Origin of the sequence: Streptomyces fractus (assembly GCF_049844455.1) — a bacterium.
Lineage (GTDB): Bacteria > Actinomycetota > Actinomycetes > Streptomycetales > Streptomycetaceae > Streptomyces > Streptomyces fractus.
The window spans coordinates 4,343,972-4,358,334 of sequence record NZ_JBMYHI010000002.1; the positions used below are offsets into that span (position 1 = coordinate 4,343,972).

The 14,363-nt window shown below is 71.5% G+C and carries 13 protein-coding genes, 1 tRNA gene and 1 pseudogene; 6 read left to right on the forward strand and 9 right to left on the reverse strand.

Going from position 1 to position 14,363, the window contains the following annotated elements; all coding sequences use genetic code 11:
- Window positions 1–15 precede the first annotated feature (15 nt).
- Window positions 16–516 (forward strand): hypothetical protein, encoded by a 501-nt coding sequence (locus tag ACP4E5_RS21550; protein WP_425831116.1) that lies wholly within the window; start codon window positions 16–18, stop codon window positions 514–516.
- Window positions 517–537: 21 nt separating this feature from the next.
- On the opposite strand, the gene ACP4E5_RS21555 is transcribed toward ACP4E5_RS21550, so the two are convergent.
- On the reverse strand, window positions 538–1,236 hold the full coding sequence (locus ACP4E5_RS21555) for a pentapeptide repeat-containing protein (protein WP_425831118.1): 699 nt from the start codon (window positions 1,234–1,236) through the stop codon (window positions 538–540).
- A 106-nt stretch (window positions 1,237–1,342) separates the two neighbouring features.
- Window positions 1,343–2,256, reverse strand: a pseudogene (locus ACP4E5_RS21560) (RNA-guided endonuclease InsQ/TnpB family protein).
- A 361-nt stretch (window positions 2,257–2,617) separates the two neighbouring features.
- On the opposite strand from ACP4E5_RS21560, the gene ACP4E5_RS21565 reads away from it, so the two are divergent.
- Window positions 2,618–3,625, forward strand: coding sequence for a zinc-binding dehydrogenase (locus ACP4E5_RS21565; protein WP_425831120.1), 1,008 nt, complete (start codon window positions 2,618–2,620; stop codon window positions 3,623–3,625).
- A gap of 140 nt (window positions 3,626–3,765) precedes the next feature.
- On the opposite strand, the gene ACP4E5_RS21570 is transcribed toward ACP4E5_RS21565, so the two are convergent.
- The 4 genes from ACP4E5_RS21570 to ACP4E5_RS21585 are packed head-to-tail and all read right to left on the reverse strand — an operon-like array spanning window position 3,766 to window position 6,976.
- The gene (locus tag ACP4E5_RS21570; RefSeq protein ID WP_425831122.1) at window positions 3,766–4,686 is read right to left on the reverse strand and encodes a bifunctional helix-turn-helix transcriptional regulator/GNAT family N-acetyltransferase; all 921 of its coding nucleotides are present in this window, start codon (window positions 4,684–4,686) and stop codon (window positions 3,766–3,768) included.
- Between the two features lie 44 nt (window positions 4,687–4,730).
- Window positions 4,731–5,207 carry a GNAT family N-acetyltransferase gene (locus ACP4E5_RS21575; RefSeq protein WP_425831124.1) on the reverse strand — a complete coding sequence of 159 codons (477 nt, stop codon included), beginning with the start codon at window positions 5,205–5,207 and terminating at the stop codon, window positions 4,731–4,733.
- A 54-nt stretch (window positions 5,208–5,261) separates the two neighbouring features.
- Complete coding sequence (locus tag ACP4E5_RS21580) at window positions 5,262–6,152, reverse strand: aminoglycoside phosphotransferase family protein (protein ID WP_425831126.1); 891 nt, start codon at window positions 6,150–6,152, stop codon at window positions 5,262–5,264.
- Between the two features lie 38 nt (window positions 6,153–6,190).
- Window positions 6,191–6,976, reverse strand: coding sequence for a DsbA family protein (locus tag ACP4E5_RS21585; RefSeq protein WP_425831128.1), 786 nt, complete (start codon window positions 6,974–6,976; stop codon window positions 6,191–6,193).
- An 84-nt stretch (window positions 6,977–7,060) separates the two neighbouring features.
- Here ACP4E5_RS21585 and ACP4E5_RS21590 point away from each other — a divergent pair, with 84 nt between their 5' ends.
- The gene (locus ACP4E5_RS21590) at window positions 7,061–8,494 is read left to right on the forward strand and encodes an NAD(P)/FAD-dependent oxidoreductase (RefSeq protein ID WP_425831130.1); all 1,434 of its coding nucleotides are present in this window, start codon (window positions 7,061–7,063) and stop codon (window positions 8,492–8,494) included.
- A 54-nt stretch (window positions 8,495–8,548) separates the two neighbouring features.
- On the opposite strand, the gene ACP4E5_RS21595 is transcribed toward ACP4E5_RS21590, so the two are convergent.
- Window positions 8,549–8,622 (reverse strand) — tRNA-Thr (locus tag ACP4E5_RS21595).
- A 228-nt stretch (window positions 8,623–8,850) separates the two neighbouring features.
- Between ACP4E5_RS21595 and ACP4E5_RS21600 the strand changes: the two genes are divergently transcribed.
- From ACP4E5_RS21600 to ACP4E5_RS21610, 3 genes are all read left to right on the forward strand, one after another.
- Window positions 8,851–9,987 carry an ABC transporter ATP-binding protein gene (locus ACP4E5_RS21600; RefSeq protein ID WP_425831132.1) on the forward strand — a complete coding sequence of 379 codons (1,137 nt, stop codon included), beginning with the start codon at window positions 8,851–8,853 and terminating at the stop codon, window positions 9,985–9,987.
- A 228-nt stretch (window positions 9,988–10,215) separates the two neighbouring features.
- On the forward strand, window positions 10,216–10,674 hold the full coding sequence (locus ACP4E5_RS21605) for a hypothetical protein (protein WP_425831134.1): 459 nt from the start codon (window positions 10,216–10,218) through the stop codon (window positions 10,672–10,674).
- Between the two features lie 99 nt (window positions 10,675–10,773).
- Window positions 10,774–11,529 (forward strand): nucleotidyltransferase family protein, encoded by a 756-nt coding sequence (locus ACP4E5_RS21610; RefSeq protein ID WP_425831136.1) that lies wholly within the window; start codon window positions 10,774–10,776, stop codon window positions 11,527–11,529.
- Window positions 11,530–11,629: 100 nt separating this feature from the next.
- Here ACP4E5_RS21610 and ACP4E5_RS21615 read toward each other — a convergent pair whose 3' ends face one another.
- Together ACP4E5_RS21615 and rlmB are read right to left on the reverse strand one after the other, a co-directional pair.
- Entirely contained in the window at window positions 11,630–13,288 is a 1,659-nt protein-coding gene (locus ACP4E5_RS21615; RefSeq protein ID WP_425831138.1) for a DoxX family protein, read from the reverse strand.
- Between the two features lie 94 nt (window positions 13,289–13,382).
- Complete coding sequence (gene rlmB / locus ACP4E5_RS21620) at window positions 13,383–14,333, reverse strand: 23S rRNA (guanosine(2251)-2'-O)-methyltransferase RlmB (RefSeq protein WP_425831140.1); 951 nt, start codon at window positions 14,331–14,333, stop codon at window positions 13,383–13,385.
- Window positions 14,334–14,363: the final 30 nt, after the last annotated feature.

The following is a 14,363-nucleotide window of genomic DNA, read 5'->3' on the forward strand; positions in this document are numbered from 1 at the left end:
GACACCATCTCCTACGTGCTCGACATCGGTTACGCCCTCTCCCGCCGCTTCCCGGACCCGCCGCAGACGGACTACCGGCGCGCGGACGTCCACGCGCTGCGCCACGACCTGTTCTGCGGCGACGTGTACCTGGCCGACACCAAGGCCGACCGGGAGCTGTCCACAGCCTGGGGATGGGTGCCGGTGCTCGACTTCGCGTGGGCGCTGTGCGACATCGTCGAGCAGCTGGACCGGGACCCGCGCGGCAGCCGCTCGGCGACCCCGCAGTACGCCGAGCTGGACTTCACGGAGTCCAGCGACTGCATGCTCTTCGAGCGCCGCTTCGGGTGGGTCGACGTCGAGGCCGACTGGATGCCGACCGAGGAGCCCCCGCTGACCTTCTCCCACTCCGCGCTGCGCCGCGAGGCACGGGACTTCCTGCACGACCTGCTCGCCGACCTCACGGACATGCACGAGGACCTGGCCGACAACCCGGCCCTGTGGGACCTCCAGGCCCGCTTCCCCCGCCTCCCGTAACCGCTCCGGACCCCGGGGCGTCTACTCCACCCGCACCCCCAGCTCCGCCGCGAACACCCCTGCCAGATCCATGAGTTGGGCCGGTGAGATCACCGCTCCGCCCAGCCGGTCCACGCCCCGCGCGATCCCCAGCTCCGCCGCGCCCCGCAGGTCGACGTCCGTCAGGGTCGCCGCCGAGAAGTCGGCGCCCTTCAGCGCGCAGCCCGCGAACTCCACCCGCTCAAGACGCGCGCCCCCGAAGTCCGGCTCCACCAGCACGCATCCGTCGAACACGACGTCCTTGAGGCGCGCCTTCCGCAGGTTCAGGTAGTCGATCTTCCCGCCCCTGATGACCACCCGCTCCAGGGCCGCCCCGTGCAACTGCACCCCGCCGAGCCGCGCGTCGACCACCTCCACGTCCCGCAGCGTCGCCTCCGCCAGGTCCGTGCCCACGCCCCGCACGTCACTGAGCACCGAGTCGATGAATCTGGCCCGCGCGAGGCCCGCCTCGTCGAGCGCGCACGCCGTCAGCGCGCAGTCCAGGAATCGCGCCCCGATCCCCTCCTGCCCGGCGAAGTCGACGCCCTGGAACTCCACCCCGTCGTAGTCCCCGTCGGGTTCGAGGCCGCGCCCCGCCCACGGCGCCAACGGAGGCAGCCGCACCTGGGGCCGCCGCGCCTTCTTCACCTTCGCCGGGGCCGATCCCCCGGCCCGACCCGCACCACCACGCCTGTCGCTCATGACCCCATGCTGCCCGCCCCCAGTCAACTACCCAAGGACGACGGGGTCCCGAGCTTGCGCGCTCGGGTCGTCGGTGGCTTCGACGAGGCCCGGCTGCATCCAGCACTCACGTGATGAGGGTGAGGGCAGGGGCCTGTGAATCGGCCCCGCGGACCCACGCGTACCAGCCGCGATGGCTGATGTTGTGGGACGCGTTGTGGTCGGCATGCTCAGCGAAGCCGCACGACCGGCAGGTGAAGACGGCCTGGGAGGGCCGGTTGGCTTTCTCGATGTGATGGCAGCGGGAACATTCCTGGCTCGTGCAGGCCGGATCCACGTACACCACCGGCGCCCCGACCCGCTTTGCCTTGTAAGCGATGAAGTCACCGAGCTGGTGGAACGACCAGGAGTGCAGAGTGGTGCGCTGGGGCTTCCTCAGCCGTGCCCGCTCGCGAATGCCCGTCAGGTCCTCCAGGGCGATTCCGCGGCCGGTGCGTTGAGCCTCCGCCACGATGCACTTGCTGATCTTGTGGTTGATGTCCCTGTTCCTACGGGCTTCCTTGCCCGCGTGCTTCTTCGCCCGCCGCTTGGCCGACTTGGTGTTCTTTTGCTGAAAGCTTGGATCGCAAATGCCGATCGGAACGACGGCGCCGGTTCAGGCGCCGCCCGCTGTGCTGCTTCCCCGTGGAGGTGGTGGCGATGTTCACGATCCCCAGGTCCACCCCGACAAATCCGCCCGGATACCGTCCAGACCGACACCGTCCGCGCCTCGTGCTGCCACGACAACATCCGGTCGTCGTACGGCTGCGCCGCATCCGCCCGGAAGATGACCGGCTTGCCTGCCGCCTGTGCGCCCAGGCCCCATCTGGTTTTGATCTGCTGATAGGTGTGCTTGCGCAGGGCCAAGGGCTTCATCGCCCACTCGGTAAAGGCGACTTCGGCAGCCCAGGTGGCCGCCTCGTTGCAAGCGCGCAGGGTCGCCTCAAGTGCCGCCGCCGGTGAGGGCGTCGGCAGGAGTTTGACCCGCACAACCAGCTTCATGACCAACGTACGTACGCATCCGTACGAGCGCCCGCCACCAGTTCCCATCTCATCACCCGAACGAGCGGCCACACCTCCGCCTCACGGCCATCGGGCCTATCAGGGGCCGGCGTACGCTCCGAGTCCGCCTTCACCGAAGTTCGCCGCGCAATGCCGGAACCAGCTCCCGGTCGACCTGCATGTCCGGCTGGGGGTCCGGGGGTCATCCCCCGGGAAAACACAGCACGAGCGCCATCGAGGCGACGACGCTGGCGCTGCGGCGGCCCGCCCTCACCCGCGGCCTTGACCTCAACCGTGCTTGAGGTCGAAGACTGGCGCAGGCCGCACGAACGGGCCACCGCCCACCGCCCCAGGAGCTGTCATGCACGCCATCCGCCTGCACGCCTTCGGCCCTGCCGAGAACCTCACGTACGAGAAGACCGAGGACCCCGAACCGGGCCCCGGTCAGGTGCGGATCGCGGTCGGGGCCGCGGGCGTGCACCTGCTGGACACCGCGATCCGCTCCGGCGTCAAGGGGCCGCTCCCGGCCCTCCCCGAGCTGCCCACGATCCCCGGCCGCGAGGTCGCAGGCACCGTCGAGGCGCTCGGCCCTGACACCGACCCCGCCTGGCTCGGCAAGAGGGCCGTCGCCCACCTCGGCATGGCTCCCGGCGGCTACGCCGAGCTCGCCGTCACGGACGCGGACCGCCTCCACGAGATCCCGGCGGACCTGGACCCGGCGCACGCCGTCGCCATGATCGGCACGGGCCGCACGGCGCTCGGCATCCTGAACTTCACCACCGTCACCCCCGACACGGTCGCGCTCGTCCCCGCGGCGGCGGGCGGCATCGGCACGCTCCTCGTGCAGTACGTGAAGCACGCGGGCGGCACCGTCATCGGCCTGGCGGGCGGCCCCGCGAAAACGGCGGCGGTCGAGGCGAACGGCGCCGACCTCGCCCTCGACTACAACGACCCCGACTGGCCCGCCGCGGCACGCGAGTTCCTCGGGGGCCGGGACGCCACCGTCCTCCTCGACGGAGTCGGCGGCCCGACGACCGAGCGCGCCCTCGACCTCCTCGGCCCCGGCGGCCAGCACCTCATCTTCGGCTGGTCCGCCCAGGGCATCGGCTCCGACGAGGGCCCGCACCTCCTCGACGACGCCGAACTCGCCCGCCGCGGCCTCTCCCAGGAGCAGGTCCTCGGCCCGCCGATGATGCGCAGGGCGGGCGGCGACAACCCCATGCGCACCCTCGAACTCGCCGCCCTCGACCTCGCGGCCCGCGGCGTCCTCACCCCCGCCGTCCACCGCTTCCCGCTCGCCGAGGCGGCCGCCGCACACCACGCCCTGGAGACACGCGGCACGACGGGCAAGGTGATCCTGGAACCGTGACCGGCGCGCGCGGCCGAGCACGCGGGCGGCGCGAGCGGCGACCCAGCGGCCCGCGACCGCGCGGCGAAGATGGTCCTCGACGGCCTCCTGCGCTGAGCGGTCGAGCGCAGTCATTGAGCGCAGCCGCTCAGTACAACCGCTCAGCTCAGCCGCTTCTCGAACCAATGGTGCGCGTACGGCTCGTCATTGAAGGCCTCGACCTCCTCGAAGCCGTACGCCCGGTACAGGCCGATGGCCTCGCCGAGCGCCTTGTTGGTGTCCAGGCGGAGGAGCCCGGCACCGTGCCGGACCGCCCGCGCCTCCAGTTCCGCCAGGAAGCGGCGGGCGAGGCCGAGACCCCTGACGCGCGGCGCCACCCACATCCGCTTCACCTCGGCCGCGCCGCCCGGCGGAAGCTTCAGCCCGGCGCAGCCGACCGGCTCCCCGTGCAGCCGGGCCACGACGAACTGTCCGTGCGGCGGCCGGAGTTCACCGGCGTCGGGCAGGAGGCTGCGCGCCGGGTCGAAGCCCGCGTCGAACCGCTCCTGGAGCTCGGCGAAGTAGCCGCGCAGACACAGCTCGGCGTCCGGGTGGTCCGGCGCGACGTCGTCCAGGGTGACCGTGCCGGCCGTGAGCAGCCGGTCCACCTCGGCCATGGCGGCGACCAGGCGCCCCCGCTGTGCGGGGCTCAGCGGGGCCAGCAGCGAGCCCGCCGCCTCGTCGCTGCGCCGGTCGAGCTCGGCCCACTCGCCGCGCCCCCGCTCCGTGAGCCGCGCGGTACGCACCCGCCGGTCCCGCTCCAGCGGCTCCACCACCACGAGACCGTCCGCCTCCAGGGCGCGCAGCAGCCGGCTGACGTACCCGGAGTCGAGCCCGAGCCGCACCCGCAACTTCCGTACATCCAGCGGCACTTCGGCTTCGCCGATCTCCCACAGCAGCCGGGCCTGCCCGTACGGCCGGTCGGTGCCGTGGAACCGCTCCTGGAGCACGCCGACGCGCTCGCTGACGACGCGGTTGAACCGCCGCACCCCCGCGACGTCGCCGACGCCGACGCCGACGCCGCCGTCCTCGGTCTCACTCATTCTCTGACCGTAGTCAGAGAATGAGGCCTCGCGCCAGCCGCCGGCTACACCGCGCCCGCCGCCTTCAGCGCCTCGTCCGTCAGCCGGTACACCGTCCACCCGTCCTGCGGCCGCGCGCCCATCGCCTCGTAGAACTCGATGGACGGCGTGTTCCAGTCCAGCACCGACCACTCCAGGCGCTCGTACCCCCGCTCCACACAGAGCCGCGCCAGCTCCGTGAGCAGCGCCTTGCCGTGGCCGCCGCCGCGCGCCGAGGGACGCACGTACAGGTCCTCCAGGTAGATGCCGTGCACACCGCGCCACGTCGAGAAGTTCAGGAACCACAGCGCGAAGCCGACCGGCTCGCCGGTCCCCGCGTCCTCCGCGATGTGCGCGTACGCCGCCGGGCGCTCGCCGAACAGCGCCTCGCGCAACTGCTCCTCGCTCGCCCGCGCCTCGTGCAGCGCCTTCTCGTAGTCGGCGAGCTCGCGGATCATGGCGTGGACGACGGGGACGTCGGCGGGGGTGGCGGTACGAATCATGGCCGCAGACTAATGCGCGGCACTGACAACCCGGCCGCCCCCACCGCCGCCTCCCTACTGCCCCCTGGGATGCGCCCGCAGCGTCCGCGCGATCTCCAGGTCCACCGCCCCGAGCTCCCGCCCGTCCTCGATGTCCCACAGCGCGTTCTGCAGCACCCGGCCGAGCGTCCACGCCCGCGCCCGCTCCCGGTCGAGCCCGAGGGCCCCGCTCACCGCGTCGAACCGCCACACCGTCTCCTCCGGCTCGAAGCGGTTGTTCAGAGCGGGCCACAGATCGAAACCCGGGTCGCCGGCCAGCGGCTTCGGGTCGATCGCGAGCCACGGCTCACGCCCGGACGCCAGGACGTTGTCGAAGTGCAGGTCCCAGTGCAGCAGCCGATCCCCGGCCTCGTCCGCGACCTCCCGCACGGCGGCCACGCAGTCGGCGAGCAGCGCGCGCTCGGCCGGATCGGCCACCCGGCGCAGCGCGTCCGGGGCCTCCGCGAGCATCCCCGCGGCGATGTCGGAGAGCCGCCGCATGCCCTCCGGGGCGGGCCCCGCCGTCAGCCGCGCGAGCAGCTCGGCGATCACCACGACCGCCTTGCGCGAGTCCTCCACGACGCTCAACATCCGCTCGGATTCGAGCCGTTCGAGCAGCATCGTGCCCGTCCCGTCGTCGTACCGGAGCAGCCGCACGGCGCCGTCGCCGTCCCACACCCGCAGCGCGACGGGCTCGCCCTCGGTCTCCTCGTCGAGCACCTGGAACTTGAGGGCCGCGGGCCGCCCGTCGCCCACCACGGGCACGACGAGCGCGGCCACCCCGTGCATCAACGGCCCGTCGACCGTCAGCTCCCAGCGCTCCAGGAACTCCTCCACGCGCGCGGGCAGCGCCGCGACGAACGCGCGGCCCGCCTCCCCCGCGTACGCGTGCTGCGACTCAACAAGGCCCTTCGGTACGTCGATCACGCGACCGACCCTAAGCCGCCACCGGCTCGCGGGGCCGGTCAATTATCGGGAACGCCCGCGTCCTCGAGGATCTTCTCGAAGGCGTCCTCGTCGTACATCGCCTTCTCCGGGGTCACCTTGTCGCCGTCCACGTAGACCGTCGGCGTGCCCTCGATGCCGTCGGTGCGGAACTTCTTCATCGCCGCGTCCACGAAGCCCTGGTACTTCATGTCCTTCACAGCGCCGTCGAACGCGGACGAGCGCAGCCCGTCGACCGTACCGGCGATCTTCAGCAGGAAGGCGTCCGTGTACGCGTCCGTGGTCTCGTCGGCGGGCTGGTTCGCGTACACGGCGGAGTGGTACACGGGGAACTTCCCCGCCTCCACCGAGGCGCGCAGCGCGTTCGCCGCCTTCACCGAGCCGTGGCCGTTGAGGTTCTCGTCGAGGAACGAGGCGATGACGTACTCGACCTTCACGTCCCCGGCGGCCACCGGATCGGTCAGCGCCTCGGCGCCGCCCTGTTCGAACTTCTTGCAGTACGGGCAGCGCGGGTCCTCGTACACCTTCACCGTGTGCGGGGCCTTCGCGTCGCCCACGACGATCACGTCTCCGCCGTCCACGCGCGCGTGCAGCTTCGCCAGATCGTCGGCGTCCTCGGCCGGCTTCACGGAGGGGGCGGCCGAGGCGGACGCCGAAGTCTCCCCGCCGTCGCCGGCGCCGTCGTCACCACAGGCCGTGGCCGTCGCCGCGAGCAGGACGACGGCCACCGCCGCGACCCGGAACCGCCCCGAATTCCTCGGCCTTACGTTCACGATCCGGCTCCCACTCACCGTGCGCTCGTCCATCGATCACCCCACAGGCGACAAATGCCACGAAACCATCACCTCACCCCTCCCGCATTCCGTCGCCGCCCAGTAACGTCCCGCGCCATGAGCAACGGCATCAGCGGCCCCGGTGGCCCCCGCGAAACCACCGGCACGATCAACGGCGGCATATCGTTCTGGTACGCGGACGACGGCATCCCGCTCACCCGCGACCCCCTCCCCGGCGACGCGAACGCCGACGTCGTCATCGTCGGCGGCGGCTACACGGGCCTGTGGACGGCGTACTACCTGAAGAAGGCCGCGCCCTTCCTGCGCATCACCGTCCTGGAGCAGAAGTTCTGCGGCTACGGAGCATCGGGCCGCAACGGCGGCTGGCTCTACAACGGCATCGCGGGCCGCGACCGCTACGCCCAACTCCACGGCCACGACGCCGCGGTCCGCCTCCAGCAGGCCATGAACGAAACCGTCACCGAGGTCATCGACGTCGCCCGCGCCGAATCGATCGACGCCGACATCCACCACGGCGGCGTACTCGAAGTCGCGTACACACCCGCCCAGTTGACGCGCCTCAAGTCCTTCCACGAAACAGAACTCACCTACGGTGAGAAGGACCGCACCCTGCACGGCGCCCGCGAAACCGCCGACCGCGTCCGCGTCGCCGGCGCCGTCGGCTCCACCTGGACCCCGCACGGCGCCCGCCTCCACCCGGTGAAACTCCTCAAGGGCCTGGCGTCAGCAGTCGAAGCCCTCGGCGTGACGATCCACGAATCAACACCCGTCACCGAGATCAAGCCCAAGCACGCCATCACGCCCTACGGCACGGTCCGCGCCCCCTACATCCTGCGCTGCACGGAAGGCTTCACCGCCTCCCTCAAGGGCCAACGCCGCACCTGGCTCCCCATGAACTCCTCCATGATCGCCACGGAACCGTTGTCGGCCTCGCAATGGGAATCCATCGGCTGGGAAGGCCGCGAAACCCTCGGCGACATGGCCCACGCCTACATGTACGCCCAGCGCACCGCCGACGACCGCATCGCCCTCGGCGGCCGCGGCGTCCCCTACCGCTACGCCTCCAAGACGGACAACGACGGCCGCACCCAGCCCAAGACCATCGAGGCGCTGTACGAGATCCTGACCCGCTTCTTCCCCCAGCTCACCGGCATCGGAATCGACCACGCCTGGTCCGGCGTCCTCGGCGTCCCCCGCGACTGGTGCGCCACCGTCACCCTCGACCGCTCGACGGGCCTCGGCTGGGCGGGCGGCTACGTCGGCTCGGGCGTAGCCACCACAAACCTGGCCGCCCGCACCCTCCGCGACCTCGTCCAACAGGACTCCGGCCAATCCGGCCCCACCGACCTCACCACCCTGCCCTGGGCCAACCACAAGGTCCGCAAGTGGGAACCGGAACCCCTCCGCTGGCTCGGCGTCCACGGCATGTACGCCACGTACTACGCAGCCGACCGCCGCGAACTGACCACCCACACGTCCGACTCGTCCCGCCTGGCGAAGTGGGCGGACCGGGTGGCGGGCCGCCACTGACCCCGACACGCAGCAAAAAAGCCCAGGTCACACGCGGTGACCTGGGCCTTGACGAGCCCCCTGTCGGATTCGAACCGACGACCTACGCATTACAAGTGCGTTGCTCTGGCCATCTGAGCTAAGGAGGCAGCCCGAGCAGTGTAACCAACCCCGGCCGTGCACCCATCGAAAATTTCCTCGAAGGTCACGTGCTCCCGGGTACTGACAAACCCACTGCCCGCCGCTTAAGGTCCGAGCAGTTCACTCGTGTGGACTACACCAGTGCTACACCGCCGTGGCGCACCAGCCATGGCGGCTCACCTTCTTTACAACGGATCGTCCGGCACGTTCCTGCCGGTGAAGGGGGCTTCACAGCCATGGCTTCTGTCACGTTCGACAAGGCGACCCGTGTGTATCCCGGGTCCACCAAGCCCGCGGTCGACGGCCTGGACATCGAGATCGAGGACGGCGAGTTCCTCGTCCTCGTCGGCCCGTCCGGCTGCGGCAAGTCGACCTCCCTGCGGATGCTCGCGGGTCTCGAGGACGTCAACGGCGGTGCGATCCGCATCGGTGACCGCGAGGTCACGCACCTGCCGCCGAAGGACCGGGACATCGCCATGGTGTTCCAGAACTACGCGCTGTACCCGCACATGTCCGTCGCCGACAACATGGGCTTCGCCCTGAAGATCGCCGGCGTGAACAAGGCGGAGATCCGGACGAAGGTCGAAGAGGCCGCGAAGATCCTCGACCTCACCGAGTACCTGGACCGCAAGCCGAAGGCGCTCTCCGGTGGTCAGCGCCAGCGTGTGGCGATGGGCCGCGCGATCGTGCGTGAGCCGCAGGTGTTCCTCATGGACGAGCCGCTGTCGAACCTTGACGCCAAGCTCCGTGTCAGCACCCGTACGCAGATCGCGTCGCTCCAGCGCCGCCTCGGCATCACCACCGTCTACGTCACCCACGACCAGGTCGAGGCCATGACGATGGGCGACCGCGTGGCGGTCCTCAAGGACGGTCTGCTCCAGCAGGTCGACACCCCGCGCAACATGTACGACCGCCCGGCCAACCTCTTCGTCGCCGGCTTCATCGGCTCCCCGGCCATGAACCTGGTCGAGGTCCCGATCACCGACGGCGGCGTGAAGTTCGGCAACTCGGTCGTCCCGGTCAGCCGCGAGGCCCTCAAGGCCGCCTCCGACAAGGGTGACCGCACGGTCCACGTCGGCGTCCGCCCCGAGCACTTCGACATCGTCGAGACGAACGGCGAGGCCGCGAAGTCCCTCGCCAAGGACGTCTCGGACGCCCCGGCCGGCCTCGCGGTCTCCGTGAACGTGGTGGAGGAGCTCGGCGCCGACGGCTACGTCTACGGCGCCGCCGAGGTCGGTGGCGAGCACAAGGACCTCGTCGTCCGCGTGAACGGCCGCCAGGTGCCCGAGAAGGGCGCCCAGCTGCACGTCGTGCCGCGCGCCGGTGAGACCCACGTGTTCTCGTCCTCCACGGGCGAGCGCCTCTCCGACTGACGGCTGACGGCTGACAGCTGACAGCTGACGGCCGCACAACCGACCGCGAGGGCCCCGCACTTCGGTGCGGGGCCCTCGCGCGTTCGCTCGCCATTGTCGACAAATACCCCGGCAACCCGGGCATTTGGCCCAGCAACGTCAACACGTATGCAACAAAACCTCTTTGCTCGTCCCTCGTCAGAGTGACCAAATGTCGCCAAATCATCACCGAGCGCTACGCTCACTCGCGTGACGCACTCTGCCAACTACACCCAGAAGTCGCGCCGAGCCCGGGGCCGGGGCCCCGCCCGCCGCGCCGCCCGTACGCTCGCCTTCGTCCTGCCGGTGATGCTGGTGCTCTCCGGGACGCTCGCGGTCACCCGAGTCAACTGGTCCGGGAATTCCTCGGAATCGGTTCTCACGGCCTCCTCACAGGACGTCTCCAAGCGCGCCAAGTCGCGCGCTCCCCAGGACGTGCTGCGCGACCGCCTCCTCCTCGAACTCCAGGAGAAGAACCCCGGCGTTGCACTCACTCACCTCCAGCAGGAGATCGACCGCCGCCCGTCGCTCGCCCGGCACTGCATGGCGATCGCCAAGGCCCTCGGCCGAGCCGCCGTGGAGACCTACGGACCGGCACGCGCGCAGTCGTTCGCCCGACCGGTCTGTGACACATCGTTCGCCTCGGGTGTGGCCGGCTTCCGGGCCTGAGCGCCGGACCGGCCCCGAGCCGCGAACCGGTCCCCGAGCCGCGCTCGACCGTCGAGCCGCTGGCGTACCCGCGGGTCGTGCGCACGTACAGTTCCGGTCATGACGACCGCTGAACCGTCCGCGCACGGCCCGCATCTGCACCCCCACCGGCCCACCCAGGCCGTGGTCCTGGCGGGCGGCCAGGGCTCGCGGCTGCGCCCGTACACCGACGACCGGCCCAAGCCGATGGTGGAGATCCCGGGCACGGGCACACCGATCATCGGCCACCAGCTGACCTGGCTCGCGGAGGAGGGCGTCACCGACGCCGTCGTCTCCTGCGGTCATCTCGCCGAGGTGCTCCAGGAGTGGCTCGCCCAGGCGGAGTTGCCGCTGCGGGTCACCACGGTCGTCGAGAAGGAGCCGCTCGGCCGCGGCGGCGGCCTGAAGTTCGCGGCCGCGCACCTGCCGCACGCCGACCGCCCCTGGTACGCCACGAACGGCGACATCTGGACGCGGTTCTCGCTGCGCGAGATGGCCGACTTCCACCATGAGCGGGAGGCGACCGCGACCCTCGCGCTGGCCCGCCCGCGCATCCCGTGGGGCGCCGTGGAGACGGACGCGTTCGGCCACATCACCGACTTCGTCGAGGCGCCGCCGTCCCCGTATCTGATCAACGCGGGGGTGTACGTCTTCGCCGCCGAGTTCACGTCCCTGCTGCCGGATCTCGGGGACCACGAGCGCACCACGTTCCCGCGCCTGGCCCGCGCCAAGCGGCTGGCCGGCTTCCAGCTGCCGCAGGGCGCGTACTGGCGGGCGATCGACACGGCGAAGGACCTCACGGAGGCCGCGAAGGAGCTTGCCGCACAGGGCCGTTGAGCCGCCCTCCTGTCTCTACGTCTACGCTTCCCGCTACGTCGATGGGGCCCCGCACGTGGATCGTGCGGGGCCCCATCGTCGTACGGGGAGGAAGAGCGCGTTACTCGCCCAGCAGTCCGCCCACCAGGCCCGGCTTCTGGCTGTCCTGGCCGCCGGAGGAGGTGCCGCCCGAGCTCGGCGAGCCGCCGGTGCTCGACGGCGGCTGCTGCTGCGGCGCCGACTGCTGGGGCGGGGCCTGGCCCGCGGTGGTGCCCTGGGTCGGCGTCGTCGTGGTGCCGCTAGTGGCGCCCGCGGTCGCGCCCGCGGAGCTGGGGGAACCGGACGGGCTCGACGTGGTGCCCTGCGTCGGCGCGTCGGACGACGAGGCCGAGGGGCTCCTGGTGTGCTGGCGCTTCGGGGCGCTGCTGCCGGGCTCGGAGGGGAGCGGCGAGCCGGGCACCTCGTTGCGCGGTGCGTCGCCGGGGCCCGGGGCGGTGACCCGGTCGGCGTCGCGGACGGCGCCGCCGAGCACCGAGCCGATGAGGAGGGTGCCGCCGATGACGAGGGTCGCGACGACGGTGCCGCGGCGCAGGACGTAGCCGCGCAGGTCCCACAGCGCGGCGCGCGGTCCGAGCCGCCGCCAGGCGCCGCCTGCGAGCTTTCCGTCGATGGAGTAGACGGGGGCGCCGGCGATGATCAGCGGGGACCAGGCGGCGAGGTAGATGATGTCGGGCGCGTCGTAGGCGGGGAGGGTTTTCCAGCTGACGGTGACGAGCAGCGCGGCCGAGAGCAGCGCGCCGACCGACGCGGCGATCCGCTGCCACAGTCCGAGGACGGTGAGGACGCCGACGATGACCTGGAGGAAGGCGATCACGAGGCCCGCGCCGACGGGGTGCTGGAGCGCCCAGTCGCGGAGCGGTTCGGCGAGGGCCCAGGGGTGCAGCGAGTGCAGCCACTTGACCATCGAGCCGCGCTCTCCGCCGTCGAAGTAGACGGGGTCGCAGAGCTTGCCCATGCCGGCGTAGATGGAGATGAAGCCGAGGAAGACGCGCAGCGGGAGCAGCACGACGCCGAGGTTCATCCGGCGGCCGGGATAGTAGGCGTGCCGGACGGGGCCGTAACGGCGGGCGGCGGTGCTCTCGCTGTCGGAGCCGGCGTCCGCGCCGTCCTCCGGCGAGCCGATCCGCACATCGAACTCGTCGTCCCCGTAGGGGACTTGGTCGAGTTCGCCGGTCTCCTCGAAGGCGCTGCCGGACTGGCGCATGCGCGGCAGGATCCGCGTGGGCTGGTCCGCTTCGCCGGCCCAGGGGCCGACGGTGGGTGTCTCCTGGGTGCGCTCGTCCGTGGGCGAGTCGCGGTAGAGGCCGAGGTCGTCGGCGAAGTCGCGCTCGTCGACGCGCGGGATGACCTGCGTGGCGCCGCCGTCGTCCGGTTCGCCGGAGCGGCGCGCGCCCTGCAGGAGCCCGCTGGTGTCGAGGCCTCCGTCGTTCATGACGACGGGGCGGCGCCGCCTGGCGCCCGGCGTCCCTGCGGCGGTGATGACGGGGATGCGGGTGGTCGCCGCGTCGGCTCCGGCCACGCCCGTGGCGCTCAAGTGCCGTGAGATGCGCGGGAGTTGCGACTGCTGCGCCGTGGGGAGCTGCACGCGGAAACTCGCGTGGTTGACGATGACCTGCGCCGGATCGCACGGAACCTTCACCATGCTCAGCGCGGGACCGTCGTCGAATCCCGACGTGCGGTCACCCGAGGGTGTGCGGGGCGTTCTGGTGTCCACACTCATCTAACCGAGTGATGTGTGTTTAGGACACTGCCTCGACCCCACCGAAATGTCCGGGCCCCGTCAAGGAACTCGAGGCCCGGACAGTGGCGTGCGGTCAAGCGCGGCGGCGGGCCGCCTCGTACAGCACGACGCCCGCGGCGACGCCGGCGTTCAGCGATTCGGCGCCGCCCGGCATCGGGATGCGGACGCGGTAGTCGCAGGTCTCGCCGACCAGGCGGGACAGGCCCTTGCCCTCGCTGCCGACGACGATGACGACGGGGCCGCCGAGGGCCTCCAGGTCACCGACGGCGTGCTCACCGTCGGCGGCGAGGCCGACCACGGTGATGCCCTCCTTCTTGTACTGCTCCAGGGTGCGGGTCAGGTTCGTGGCGCGCGCGACCGGCGTGCGCGCCGCGGTACCGGCGGACGTCTTCCACGCGCCCGCCGTCATCCCGGCCGCGCGCCGCTCGGGCACGACGACGCCGTGGCCGCCGAAGGCGGAGACGGAGCGGACGACGGCGCCGAGGTTGCGCGGGTCGGTGACCCCGTCGAGCGCGACGATCAGCGGGTCGGCGCCCTCGTCGTACGCGGCGGCGGAGAGGTCCTCCGGGAACGCGTACTCGTAGGGCGGGACCTGGAGGACGAGGCCCTGGTGGTTGAGCCCGTTGGTCATGCGGTCGAGCTCGGGGCGCGGGGCCTCCATGAGGTGGATCCCGCCGCGCTCACCGGCGACCTGAAGGGCCTCGCGCACCCGCTCGTCGTTGTCGATGAACTGCTGCACATACAGCGTCGTGGCGGGCACGCCGCCGCGCAGCGCCTCGACGACCGGGTTGCGGCCGACGACCATCTCGGAGGTGGACTTGCCGCGCGGACCGCCGGTGCGGTTGGCGGGCCGGCCCTGGGTGCGCTTGGCCTTGGCGTTGGCGGCACGCTGCTTGGCGTGGCCCTTGCGCATCTCGGCGGGCGGGGTGGGGCCCTTGCCCTCGAGGCCGCGGCGCCTGTTGCCACCGCTGCCTACCTGCGCGCCCTTCTTGCCGGACATGCGGCGGTTGCTGTTGGCGGCCATGACCTACCTGTCTCTTACGTGGATCTGTGG

Bases quoted from the DNA above. Each gene is read 5' to 3' on its own strand.
- ACP4E5_RS21570 (WP_425831122.1), bottom strand. From the start codon at position 4,686: ATGAGTGAGACCGAGGACGGCGGCGTCGGCGTCGGCGTCGGCGACGTC.
- ACP4E5_RS21600 (WP_425831132.1), top strand. From the start codon at position 8,851: ATGGCTTCTGTCACGTTCGACAAGGCGACCCGTGTGTATCCCGGGTCC.
- ACP4E5_RS21555 (WP_425831118.1), bottom strand. From the start codon at position 1,236: ATGAGCGACAGGCGTGGTGGTGCGGGTCGGGCCGGGGGATCGGCCCCG.
- ACP4E5_RS21565 (WP_425831120.1), top strand. From the start codon at position 2,618: ATGCACGCCATCCGCCTGCACGCCTTCGGCCCTGCCGAGAACCTCACG.
- ACP4E5_RS21590 (WP_425831130.1), top strand. From the start codon at position 7,061: ATGAGCAACGGCATCAGCGGCCCCGGTGGCCCCCGCGAAACCACCGGC.
- ACP4E5_RS21615 (WP_425831138.1), bottom strand. From the start codon at position 13,288: ATGAGTGTGGACACCAGAACGCCCCGCACACCCTCGGGTGACCGCACG.
- ACP4E5_RS21610 (WP_425831136.1), top strand. From the start codon at position 10,774: ATGACGACCGCTGAACCGTCCGCGCACGGCCCGCATCTGCACCCCCAC.
- rlmB (WP_425831140.1), bottom strand. From the start codon at position 14,333: ATGGCCGCCAACAGCAACCGCCGCATGTCCGGCAAGAAGGGCGCGCAG.
- ACP4E5_RS21585 (WP_425831128.1), bottom strand. From the start codon at position 6,976: ATGGACGAGCGCACGGTGAGTGGGAGCCGGATCGTGAACGTAAGGCCG.
- ACP4E5_RS21575 (WP_425831124.1), bottom strand. From the start codon at position 5,207: ATGATTCGTACCGCCACCCCCGCCGACGTCCCCGTCGTCCACGCCATG.